We start from the raw sequence: 12554 nt of genomic DNA on the forward strand, positions 1-12554 counted from the left end.
GTTAAACCTCCCTTATCCGATTCAAACTTCGAATCGCATAAGCCTCTGCTGGATTATGTCGAAGCATCCCATCCAGATGCTCATCAGATACCCCTTCGGCCTTTAGTCGAGGCACAAAGGAGGCGAGCAGGTGGGCCATTCCCGGACCCCCGCCATAAGATTTCCAGTAAGAACGAAGGGCAAAGTCCGTCCCTAAGAGAAGTTGTTTCTCGTGACCCGCTTCTAACATCCCGCGAATGAGCTTACTGCTGTAGGAATCGGGGTGATACTTAATCCGGCTGGCGTTATCGTACTCCAGATAACAGCCGGTAGCCGCCAATTCTTTATGAAGGTATAAATCGGGATTGCGATCCATATGGCATATAATCACGTTGGAAGGATCCACGCCGTAACTTTCCAACAGCCTGATCTGCTCCAAACTGCAAGTTCCATGCTCCGTATGTGTCGCGATAGGTACACCTGTTGCTAGGTGGGCGATGGCTGCTGCTTCCAGCAGCTTTTTGGATACAGGCGCAATCACGTTGTAATCAGAAGCACCCTTGAGAAGCCCCGCCCTTGCTGAAAGGCGATCTACGATAGGTCCGTTATAACTGTGACGATCCATACCTATCGTGCATTCGGCTATAAGCAGCTCGGCGATCTGATCCACGGAATAGTGATAGATCCAATGCAGATCATCATAGTACATTGGCTTATGGAAGCCAGTCACGGCAATGATATGTGCGCCAGTCTGCCTAGCTATCTCCACAAGTGCTTCCGGGTTCCTACCGCTGTCCAGAGGCATGTAATCCACGAAGGTTCGCGCTCCGTACTGCATACAATCCTTAACCTCAGAGACTGCCGCATCCACGCGATTAAGCTGAAGATCCTTATTTTTCATGACCCCTAATCCACCCTGGATAATCAGATGTTCGTGGGCATACACGATACCTAATTGATCCAACGGTATGTCGCCAAGAACGGTTCTTACCTTACGTACCTCCATATCGCACCTCCATAACCTATGAACAAGGAAATTTAAATCTACTTTGTATTAGTTAATTATGATTGTACGTACAATCATATTTATACTCATAATTATAAAATATACAACCCAATCTGTCCACAACTTATTACGATTGTTCGTATTTATAAAACAAAAAATGAGTTTATTGCCATTCATATATGTATAAAAAAAACAATTTTACTGCTCTATTGTGGTAAACTAGATACGACAGCTTGCTTCTGCTTTCAGTCGGAAGTACAAGGATCTTGAGAAGGGATACTTGCGATGCATCTAAAACAACTTGCTCTTGAAGATTTGAAGCTACCCACCGATAAGCTCCTGTATATCCATCATGATGCGCTACTTTCTGCTATAGGGAGCCTTATGGTAGCGACCCTGTTATTATACACTGTACTGATCTATGTCTTTCATCGTCGCAACCGTGAAATTGGGACCATTATCCTGGTCCAGTTCAGCTCACTGGTCATTCTTGCCAGCGACGCCGCCTACCGTTCCTCTACCCATCCAGCTTCCATCGAAGCTTTAGTTCGGCTCAGCCTCTCGGGGAGCCTCTTAAGCATCCTTGCTTTCCATTGGCTAACCCAAACGATCATTAATCGCCCGTACAGATTCGCATCCGTGTTTCTTGTTTTTTTCTGTACTGTCACCTTCGTGTTGATTTGGTTTGGCGGAGATTCCATTATTACTAGTACGTTAAAGCCAATTGAGACAAGCATTCATCCATCGATGGTTAAAGGACCCTTGTATCCTTATTTGAATGTGATCCTATTTGTCATCGCTACTTTTATTATTGTAAACTACATGCGGTTCATACTGTCACCTCCTGCGATGCTGCACGAACAATGGCCTCTTGCAGCTGGATTTCTATCTATCTATGTCAGCTACACCTTTGGGATCTGGCACAATTTCTTCCCGCTCGTCGATATTTCGGCTATCGGACCTATCCTTCTTGTTTTCTTTACCGGTATTTTCACCGGAAAGCTTACATACGCACGCTACGAGACACTCATTCAGGAGAAAGAACATCTCTTCCGTCAAATATCCACAGACAATTTGACTGGATTATACAATCGTTCTTTCCTTATGCACCACTTGCAGCAAGCGCCCTGGGCAGGAAATAGCTTTCTGATCTTTATCGATATGGACAATTTCAAATATCTCAACGATACGTTTGGTCACTTGACTGGTGACGCCGCGCTTCAGGAGCTGGGCCGCATCCTTCAAAAGAATAGCCGCAAGCAGGACATCCCTACGCGGTTTGGCGGAGATGAATTCCTTTTACTCCTCGAGGATTGTAATGAAAATGAGGCAATTGTCATCGCGGTTCAGATCCTTCACTCTTATGAGCTATATATCCAGAAATATGCGTATGACCGAGCTGACATTCAGCTCGGATTGAGTATTGGAATTGTGCCCTCCTGCTATTGGGAAGCATCCGCAGATCGTGTCATTCATCAAGCCGATGAGTTTATGTATAAGGCTAAGAAATCTGGAAAAAATAGGATCGCGATCGCAACCGATAAGGACACATTTAGAATATTACCTCTTTCTTCTTAGAAATATCGCAATAAAAAGACCGTATTCCCTAAGATAACTCACAGGAATACGGTCGTGGCAACGATCTATTCGCCATTGGCAGGTAATTTTTTCAATCGAATTTCGTACGAATACAGATCCCCTCTGATCATCCCTTCTTCATAGACCAGCGGATTGCCTAATTGGTCGTAGGCGGTTCGACGAAATCTTAATCCGGGAAAACCAGATTCAACCTCCAGCCAATCGGCTGTTTCACCTTCTACAAGAGCACCTTCAATAAGATGGACCGCCTCTGTCACAGCTTTTCCCGTCTGGGTTTGAATCAACTCATAGAGAGATCCTGTGAAATCGAACGTTGGAGTCAAACCTAATGAAAGTGGAAGATACGATTGCGAATAGACGATCGGTTTATGATCACCTGTCCGAATTCGATTGATAAGCAACGTGTTCTCGTTGTCCTTCAGCGACAAGGCAGTCGTAACTTTCTGTGGCGGAGAAACAATCGTTACTTCCACGAGTCGAGTGCCGGGATTCATCCCTCGACGCTTCATCTCCTCGCTAAAGCTTAGTAGATTAGGAAGATCAACCTTTAATTTCACAGGTGCAAGGAAAATTCCTTTTCCCGTAATTCGGTTGATCTGCCCATTTTTCTCCAGCATAGTCAGCGCACTTCGAATGGTGGCTCGGCTTACTTGAAATCTTTCTTGAAGTTCCATTTCGGTGGAGTAAAAATCGCCTGGCTTCCTAGAACCATCGTTCAGCTCGACCTCGAGCTGCTGATAGATTTGAAAATATAAGGGTACAGGAATATCACGGTCTATCGGTTGCATGGTACACCTCTCGCTCTGTTATTACGATTGTACGTAAATAATAACATGCAAGAATAGGTACAGCAAACCTTTACTGAACAGAAACATCGTCAATACCAACCCAACCGTTGGTAGATTGAGGGGCACTGATCCACACCTTGATCGATTGTCCAACCGAGGCGGTAATGGTGAACGTTATCTTTTTGTAACTACCGGTTGTGACCGTCTGCTGGGCCTGATTCACCCCAGCTACATCCGCTCCGACTTGCACATTGCTCGCTATATTCGTAACCACATAAGCTGTAACTGTGTACGTTTTTGTCGTAGGTGCTGTTACAGATTGGGATAACTTGGTAGCTGCTTTTGTGTTGAAAGCAGCCTTATAAGTTCCAGAGTACGAACCCGTATTTTGAATCGCAATCCCTGTGCTATTCTGTTCTTTGATCCATCCTCCATTCAGACTGCCCCACTCAAAGCTTGGATTACCAATTAAATTCTGACTTTCATAAGCTCCGCGATCTGGATCCTGCAATTAGAGAGTTTCTCACGTTCATTTGGACTCATCATTCCTTCGTATTTTCCCCATAGAAAAATAGTTCAATGACAGGAAATGAATGAAAAATAAAAAGCGCCATTCAGGCTTCGTGAGAAACCTAAAATGGCGCCATTACCTGTGCCTGCTGTTTAAGCAGGAATTCGATTTGGAAAAAGCCCGATTATCGCAGAAGTTTCTCTGACTTTTCCCTATACTGCCCTGGTGTAATGCCCTCATACTTCTTAAATAACCGGTTGAAATAAGGAGGCTGGTAGCCGACTTTCGTTGCAATATCGTTAATTTTCTCATCCGTTTCCACAAGCAGCTTTTTGGCTTGATTTAACCGATATTGCGTTAAATAATCAATAAACGTTTCCCCTGTGACTTGTTTGAAACCTAGGCTTAATTTCTTGGAATACGTGCCATGCAGATCGGCACATCCCTCTAACGAAATATCCTTAGCGTAATTCGTATGAATCGTCAGAAGCACATTTTCCACAAGCTGCTTCAACTGCATATTTTGTGTGCTGTGCAAGCGCTGGATGTAAGGCTCAATCATATGCTGCTTCATCCATGAGAGAATAGCTTCAGACTCTCGGACATCCGCAAGCTGCTCCCACATATCAAGACCTTCATTGAGTTCAAGCAGGTTATATCCAGAAATCATAATCGTGTTCAGCATATTCCCGCAGAGCTGGAGAAGCCCTTGCCTCACACCAAGCTCGATCGTCGATCGCTGCTTCAGAATATGAAGAAACTCATCCAACAATTGCATTAATTCAGGTTCGTTGCCAGAACGCAAAGCCTTCAATAGAAGACTTTCTTCCTCAAATGGATAATGGATCACATCATGCCCAACTGGCATCAAATCGTCCACATCCAGAATTTGCTGCTCTTCGCCTAGTTTGCGATGATGGAGTGCGTTTCGCGCATTATCAAACAAGACAGGAAGCCTGCGTAGTTCTGTCGTGCTTGTCCCCACGCTAACGGTCACTTCTAATTTGAGCAGACTGTTCAGCGTATGGGAAAGCTCCTCAGCAAAATGGAATAAGGCTGCTTGCCTGCTTTCCGGCGTCATTTCAATCGGTTGACGCACAAGCAGCCCAAGCGTTAAATCATGGAAATTAACGATACTCACTTCCATGCTCTTACTCCTCGTAATTTCCTGGGTAATATTCATGGCAGCAAACGATACCAACTGCTCGTCGCCCTGCGAGAATTTTCCTTCCGAGCGATAGATGCCATACAGTTGTACAGCGAGCACCGCAAATACACGGTCGTTAACTTCCCAGTCGTATTGCCCCATGCGATCGGACAATTCCTCCTCACTCAAGTAGGACAGATGTCCTTGCAGTAGCTGTAGAAGAAAGTTCTCGCGTAAGGATGGCAGCTGCTGTTCTACCTTCTCCTGCAAAATTTGGCTCTCTCGGGAGAGATGCTTCCACTCATCTGCAATGTAGGCAAATTCATCGGCCGTATCTACCGTCCGGCCAGGCAGCAACTGCTGCAACAGCCGCTGAACTGGCTGGTACATTTGACGATAGGAATACCACGAGAGAAATAAAGCTAGCAAGACGCCGAAGCCGCCTGTCCAAATCATGACGCGTGATAACGTCTGTACGGCTTTGGTCATTTGCTCTAACGGAGTTGCCGCGGCAATAATCCACTTATCGTCAATGCGCTTCATTAGTCCATAGGAGACTGAATAGGCTTCTCCCTCCCAGGATTCGATCGTGGAAGCCTCTTCGGTAATTTGAGGATTAATCGATTTCATCAGTGTTACATCCAAGGGACTTGGATGTTCAATATCCCCTTTTCCGAGAGAGAGAATCCCCCCTCCTTGCTTCATGAGAACGGTTGAACCCGTGCCTTCAGAATCCAATTCCGCAATAAGCGCATTCAGTTGTTTAGCATTGATCTCAATGAAGAGCGCCGCCTCTGTCTCCACCAACCCCCCAGGGATACGGACAATCAAAGCGTAAGGTGTGGTCTGATTGCTCGGTTTCAGTTGGTTGGTCCAATACACATCACGTTGATAGGAAGCTAAGTCGCGATACAATTGCTTGTCAGCTTCTGAGCCAATCGGTCGAATCCCTGTACTTTCTTTAATCAAAACTTGCTGCTTATCCAAGTACAGCGTTACTTCTTGAATGAGGGGATCCGACGATTTAATCCATGAAAGCGCTTGATAAATAGATCGTGTGCTTTTGAAATCCTTATAGAGATCTAACTCTGAATAACTGCTGCTTAAATTTAAATTAAAGGACCACCCAGCCATAATCGATTCCAAATGATTTAAATTCTCATTAATCCGCTCTGTCGCATAAGCAACTTGATTTCGATGTGTTTTCTGTGCTTCTGCTTCAATCTGATGGGTACCGAGGACATAAAGAATCATTCCGATTACCGCTGCAGGAAGACAAGCGCTGATAATGGCAATTACAAAACCTTTTCGCTGATACTGATGTCTACGCATGCTCTACTTCCTCCCTGCTCTGCTGCTGCCGATTCTGTAATTCCTTACGTTACATCTGCAATATACCATCCATCATATAAGAAAAAAAGCCGTCTGCAAAGGAAAAATCGACAATTTTAAACAAAGAATGAAAGTGCAATAGCAGGAAATTTAACATACCGAAAAGTGATATTCGCGGAAATCTCGGAGAAAAAGGTTCTAATTGATGGAAATTCATCTTCATCCTAAAGTAAAGCCATGAGACAGCAACTACTTCTTCTGGGAAAGGTGAATGGAATGAAATCTGAACACACACGCATTTGGAAGGGATTGATTAGAGATCGTATGCTCTACTTCATCGCCACTCCGATGTTGGCTTACTTTCTTATTTTTAAGTATTTACCGATGTGGGGCGTTCTCATCGCCTTCAAAGACTACTCACCATATTCGGGCTTCTGGGACAGCCCTTGGGTTGGTTTGCAACACTTTGAAAGGTTCTTTTCAAATGAGAGTTTCTTTGTTCTATTGCGCAACACGTTAGCGATCAACTTGCTTAATCTGGTCTTTTTCTTCCCGCTTCCTATTGTTTTATCGCTCATGCTAAATGAGGTACGGAAAGAATGGATCAAGCGAATCATTCAATCCATTATCTATTTGCCCCACTTTCTATCGTGGGTAGTCATCGTAGGGATTACGTATCTCATGTTATCGACATCCAGCGGTTTCGTTAATAAGTTACTTACATCAATGGGCTATGACTCCATTGATTTCCTAACGAGTCCCAGCATGTTCTGGGGTCTGCTTACCTTGCAATCGATCTGGAAAGAAGTGGGTTGGGGCACTGTTATTTTCCTTGCTGCCATCGCTTCGGTGGACACGCAGCTGTTCGAAGCAGCTCGCATGGATGGGGCCGGCCGACTTCGACAAATTTGGCACGTCACCTTACCCGCGATCCGAAACGTCATCATCATTTTGCTCATTCTGCGTATCGGGCACATGATGGATGTTGGATTTGAACAGGTGTACCTGATGATGAACGGCGCAGTTTCGGATGTAGCCGATGTCTTCGATACCTATGTCTATCGAAGCGGTATCCAACAAGCCCAATTCAGCTTCAGCACGGCCGTTGGATTATTTAAATCCATTATTGGTGTGATTTTAGTTGTATTGACGAACCGTCTCGCTAAGAAATTTGGCGATGAAGGTATTTATTAGGAGGGCTGCTTGATGAATCAACGTACGACATCCGACAAGTGGTTTGATAGAACGATTTTAGCTTCATTAATTATGGTTGCCCTAGTCATGTTATTTCCCTTCTACTATATTACGGCGGTTTCATTTACTGCCCCTATTGAATACTTGCGTAAATCGATCGTTCTCTTTCCCGAAAATTGGACACTGCTCTCCTATCGATATTTGTTTTCTAACAATGTCTTTATCCGAGCAGCAGGAGTAAGCACCTTTCTAGCTACTGTAGGCACAGCATTAAGCCTTATTGTTACATCGGCTGGTGCCTATGCGCTATCCAGGAAACGTCTTCAGGGGCGAAGAGTGCTGCTGATCTTGATTTTGATGACAACGCTGTTTAACCCTGGCATTATTCCCCCCTATTTGGTCGTCAGGGATTTACATCTAATCAATACCATCTGGGCTCTTATTTTACCTGTGCTGACTAGCGGATGGTATGTGATTCTTATGAAAGGATTTTTCGACAGTATCCCCGACGAGCTTGAAGAAGCTGCCAAAATTGATGGTGCAACGGATATGGGCGTATGGTTCCGCATCATTTTACCCTTATCGCTCCCATCACTGGCCGCTTTCGGATTGTTCTATGCCGTAGCTTATTGGAACACCTTCTTCTCTGCCGTTCTGTATATTACGAAGCCTGATCTTCGCCCCTTGCAGATTGTGTTGCAAATGCTCTTGATTGATTCCTCATCCTCCTCATCTGGAGAGATTGCAAATAGTATGGCTGGGGAAATCGCAATTCCAACAGACACGTTGAAAATGGCGGCTGTGGTGATTGCAACTGTTCCGATTCTGCTTGTGTATCCGCTGCTTCAAAAGCATTTCGCTAAAGGAGTGATGGTTGGGTCTATTAAGGGGTAGTCAAAATCGCTTTGCTTTGATTTAGATTCATTAGGCGTTTGCCGACAAAAACATGTATGATATCCTTGGGAGGTTAATTTCACATGCACACTAACAAACAACGTATTATGAAAAGCACATTCATTGTTCTCATCGCCGCTGTAACGCTGACAGCCTGCAGTACATCGAAAGAGGCTACTAACACGACAACACCAGCAGCTACTAGCAATGAACCTGTGAAAATTTCTATCTACACCAATCAACAGGGGGCTCAGGCGGTTGATCCTTCCAATCCGCTTATACAAGAAATAGAGAAAAAAACGAACGCCAAGCTGAACATAACTTGGGTACCCGTGAACACTTACAATGAGAAGACGAAAGTCATGCTCGCATCTGGCGATTTATCTGATCTTAACTTGGTGACGAACGTCTTTGACTCCCAGGTTGTGCAAATGGCAACATCCGGAGCTTTCTGGGACATCACTCCTTACATTAAAGACTATAAGAACTTAAGTGCACTGCCAGCTGTTGTATGGGACAACGCTAAGATTAAAGGCAAGAACTACGGAATCCCGCGTCCACGTGCATTAGAAGGCATCTGGGGAGTTCATGTTCGCAAGGATTGGTTAGATAAGCTTGGCATGAAAGTTCCTGAGACGATGGATGAGATGTATGCTGTACTTAAGGCCTTCACAGAGAAGGATCCAGATGGCAATGGCAAAGCTGACACGATTGGTCTAACGGGTCAAGTCGATCCTGACAGCATGGGATTATATGGATGGGTTGAAGACGTCTTCAATAACAATTTCGGCTATTGGAAGCTTGTCAATAATCAAATTACGATTGCTGCACTAGAACCGAGTGAACGCAAAGCGTTGGAATGGCTCAAAAAAGCCTATGACGAGAAAGTGCTTACCCAAGATTTTGCTGTAATTAAAAATTCACAAGCCCGCGAACAATATATGGGCGGTAAAGCTGGCGCTCTTGGCTCTGCGCTAAATCCACAATGGCTCTATACAGACGCAATGCGCAAAATTGATCCGAAAGCAGACTCCTACCCGCTCCCTTATCTCATGACACCGGAGGGTAATAAATTTGCAGGTCAAGATTCCGGTAACTTCGGGATGTATGTCATTCCTAAGACGGTTCCACAAGCCAAAATGAAACAAATCTTGGCTTTTATGGATAAAGCATTAACGGATGATGTCGCTGATCTTGCAGCATACGGCATTCTTGACAAGCATTATACGGTAAAAGATGGATTCAAAATTGCAACAGAGCAAGCTAAAACAGAGAACATTCCGGACGTTACCAATAACTTGCTTCAAATTTTCCAAAAGTACGATAAATATCAACGCGCCTACTACAACGGCATTCCGAAAGAATTCTATGATCGCAGCAAGAAAATTATCGACGACCGAAGTGCCTTCAGTAAAACGAATCCAGCTTATGGCCTCATCTCACAAACAAATTTAACGAGCGGCCCTGATTTGAATAAGAAAATTCTGGATATGAAAATTAAAGTCATTATGGGCAAAGAGTCTTTAGCCGCTTGGGATGAGTTCGTTGCCAAAACGAAAGCCGATCCTACGGTTCAAAAAATTGTGCAAGAGATGACGGAAGCTTACAAAAACAAATAGAATGCCGAAAAAGGCTGTCCAATGGACAGCCTTTTCTATTGATGACAGAAGTGAACTTAAGCGTGACGATAGTTTCTCGGGGATATGCCCGTTTCCTTCGTGAAAAGTCGTGTGAAATAAAAGGAATCCTCGAATCCAACGGCCTCCGCTACTTGTTTAATGGGCAGTTCCGTCTGCCGCAGCAGATGCTTGGCCTGATCAAGTCGGAGCCGTGTTAAATACTGAATGGGCGAGGTACCTGTATGTTTCTTGAATAAACTTGAGAAATACGCAGGTGACAGCGTAACATGCTGAGCCATATCATCTCGTGTGACATTCTCATGAAGATTGGCCTTTATGTAGGAAATAGCTTCACGCACGGCTGCTGCGCTGCCCTCTTCTTTGGTTGCAATTTCCTTCGCGTCTGCTGCAACAATGAGCCTGAGCGCTTCGAGAAATCCAACTCTCACTTGCCATTCGTAGCCTGCATGTTTGTGCTTCCAATCCTGAAACATGCGAAGGAAAACGTCTTCCACCTCTGGATTACTCAGCAAATTAAGATGATCTCCGATTGGCAGCGGACCACAAGCTTCCCTCCATTCGCCTTTCACACCTTCCCAATGCAACAATCCATATTGAAAATGCACAGAGTAGAAGCAGACTGGTTTCAGCCGATCCGTATCAATCTGCATCCGTTGTCCTGGCCATATCTGGAAAACAGTACCTGGCAGCAATGGCCGTATTCCCTCGCCAACTCGCAATGTTCCCTCGCCCGCATGGACATAGGCCAGAGAATGCAAGAGGGTATGTTCTCTGAGCAGTTGATAGTTAAACTTATCCCAATACTCCGCATTCCGTTCTACCACATCCAACAATTTGGGACTGAAACGATTGAGAAATTCGTAATTCATCGTCTTCTCAAACCCCCTATGAATGAAACGCTATCTAATTCGTATTGTAGGTTATTCTCATGGTTCTGGCAAAGGCTCCTGTTGGCTTGTCTTATTCATAGCTCGTTGCAGAGCTGAATCCAGCTGCGCTGCTAACCCTGTTGCCATCTGAGACATGATGCGATATCCCCCGCGCTGAAGCTCTTCGCCTCCCTTGTTATTCTGGGCTACCCCCTGTAATATACCGTCCGTCGTAAAATACGCAGATAATGCTTGCCTTGCTCGCAAACTTGCGTCAAGTGCGTTTCCGCTCAGGATGCCGAGCTCCACGCCAATGGCTAGTGCGGCTGCGATCGCAGCTGAGCCTGAAGTTTCAATTCGGGTATGAGGCTCGTCCACAAATACATACCATAACCCTTGTTCCGATTGGTGATTGATGGCTATTTGGGCGATTCTCGCAAGTTCCTGCTCAAGGTCACTTACAGACGCTGGATGCATCTCCTTCGGCAGCTTTGTCAGCTCCCTAAATTTCCTAAGTTCTCTTAGTGTTCGAGCCAGCCCCAGCATATACCAAGCATACGCTCTGGACCAATTGCGAAAGCTGCGGCTTCCATCCTCATGATACCGCAGGTACAGATCATTCCCATGAAAAAGCAGCTCTTTCCTTATCTTTAACTGTTGGATAGCCAGCCGAACTAAATCTTGGCGATGGTACAGCTTGGCCATGATGGCCATCGGATAGGCAATTGTATAGCTGCCTTCGGCAGACAGCATTGTTCCATCTCGAATGGTGCCATCTTCAGATGCTTCGGATAACCAGAATGCAATCGCTTGCTCAATAGCTGGATGCTGCGGGTAGAGCTGTGCGAGCGCAGCAAATGGCAACGTACCTTCAATACCGTATACAGCTCCATCAACTGGCTCACTGCGAGGATTTTCATAGTGGAGAGAGCCTTGCTCATCAAAGAACATCCGTAGATGAGCCTCAGCAGCTTCTCGAAAGCGCCCCCCTCCCCTGCTTCGCTCCAAATCCAGCAGCCCGTCCAGCACACACCCTTCCAGCCAGCCAAAGGGCTGCAGGGAAGAAAGGGTGGCAAGGAATTGTGGCATGACTTCCCACGGATCCATACGCTCTTCACCTACAGCCTCTGCACGAAGATGTGGGAGCAGCAGCGGTGCCTCTGAAGGTCCTTCTATGAACACCCAAATAGGTGAGCTTCCTTGTCGAAGCCGCAGCAAGACGCCTTCATAGGAGAGACGCTCAGCTTGTGCTGCGCTAAGCCATAACTGAAAAGGCTGGAAAACAGAGGCATACCGAATATCTAACTCACCAAGCACCGTCTCTGAAACTGCGGAGAGCACCTCAATCCGAACGGCTTCGCGCACATCCAAAGCCACGGTCACTCGCAGCCAGGCAGGTTGTTTCATCACTGCGCGGCCCAATGAAAGCCTTACACAATCTTTGGCGACACCACCGATTGGAAGTGCCTTCCATCCCAAAGGAAGGCGCTTTCCCACGGGTATGACGCTATCTTGATTTCCCTCTGCATGTAGTGTTGCATACGTACTCATATGGCATGCCTCCAGTTTGAAAAAAGCCCCCTTTTTCCCTAGAA

10 protein-coding genes are annotated in these 12554 nt (G+C 45.6%); 4 read left to right on the forward strand and 6 right to left on the reverse strand.

All coding sequences use genetic code 11. The features are described 5' to 3' along the window. Position 1 precedes the first annotated feature (1 nt). Positions 2-985 carry a phosphotriesterase family protein gene (locus MJB10_RS16955; protein WP_314796556.1) on the reverse strand — a complete coding sequence of 328 codons (984 nt, stop codon included), beginning with the start codon at positions 983-985 and terminating at the stop codon, positions 2-4. Positions 986-1270: 285 nt separating this feature from the next. On the opposite strand from MJB10_RS16955, the gene MJB10_RS16960 reads away from it, so the two are divergent. After that, positions 1271-2563, forward strand: coding sequence for a GGDEF domain-containing protein (locus tag MJB10_RS16960; protein ID WP_314796557.1), 1293 nt, complete (start codon positions 1271-1273; stop codon positions 2561-2563). 65 nt (positions 2564-2628) lie between these two features. Here the strand turns inward: MJB10_RS16960 and MJB10_RS16965 are convergent, their stop codons facing one another. The 3 genes from MJB10_RS16965 to MJB10_RS16975 all read right to left on the reverse strand — a co-directional run bounded on the left by MJB10_RS16965 (position 2629) and on the right by MJB10_RS16975 (position 6362). Beyond that, positions 2629-3372, reverse strand: a complete 744-nt coding sequence (locus MJB10_RS16965) for a GntR family transcriptional regulator (RefSeq protein ID WP_314796558.1) — start codon at positions 3370-3372, stop codon at positions 2629-2631. A 70-nt stretch (positions 3373-3442) separates the two neighbouring features. Further along, positions 3443-3883 (reverse strand): hypothetical protein, encoded by a 441-nt coding sequence (locus MJB10_RS16970; protein ID WP_314796559.1) that lies wholly within the window; start codon positions 3881-3883, stop codon positions 3443-3445. Positions 3884-4067: 184 nt separating this feature from the next. Beyond that, positions 4068-6362: a helix-turn-helix transcriptional regulator gene (locus tag MJB10_RS16975; protein WP_314796560.1), complete on the reverse strand. Its 2295-nt coding sequence runs from the start codon at positions 6360-6362 to the stop codon at positions 4068-4070. Positions 6363-6638: 276 nt separating this feature from the next. Between MJB10_RS16975 and MJB10_RS16980 the strand changes: the two genes are divergently transcribed. The 3 genes from MJB10_RS16980 (at position 6639) to MJB10_RS16990 (ending at position 10069) form a co-directional block, all read left to right on the forward strand. Then, positions 6639-7556 carry an ABC transporter permease gene (locus MJB10_RS16980; RefSeq protein ID WP_314796562.1) on the forward strand — a complete coding sequence of 306 codons (918 nt, stop codon included), beginning with the start codon at positions 6639-6641 and terminating at the stop codon, positions 7554-7556. A gap of 12 nt (positions 7557-7568) precedes the next feature. Then, on the forward strand, positions 7569-8450 hold the full coding sequence (locus tag MJB10_RS16985; protein ID WP_314796564.1) for a carbohydrate ABC transporter permease: 882 nt from the start codon (positions 7569-7571) through the stop codon (positions 8448-8450). An 83-nt stretch (positions 8451-8533) separates the two neighbouring features. Then, positions 8534-10069 (forward strand): type 2 periplasmic-binding domain-containing protein, encoded by a 1536-nt coding sequence (locus MJB10_RS16990; RefSeq protein ID WP_314796566.1) that lies wholly within the window; start codon positions 8534-8536, stop codon positions 10067-10069. Positions 10070-10125: 56 nt separating this feature from the next. Here the strand turns inward: MJB10_RS16990 and MJB10_RS16995 are convergent, their stop codons facing one another. After that, a complete protein-coding gene (locus tag MJB10_RS16995; protein ID WP_314796568.1) occupies positions 10126-10959 on the reverse strand; it encodes an AraC family transcriptional regulator in 834 nt (277 codons plus the stop codon). 57 nt (positions 10960-11016) lie between these two features. Further along, positions 11017-12510, reverse strand: a complete 1494-nt coding sequence (locus tag MJB10_RS17000; RefSeq protein WP_314796570.1) for a glycoside hydrolase family 88 protein — start codon at positions 12508-12510, stop codon at positions 11017-11019. Positions 12511-12554 lie beyond the last annotated feature (44 nt).

It is taken from the genome of Paenibacillus sp. MBLB1832 (assembly GCF_032271945.1).
GTDB classification, from domain to species: Bacteria; Bacillota; Bacilli; order Paenibacillales; family NBRC-103111; genus Paenibacillus_E; species Paenibacillus_E roseopurpureus.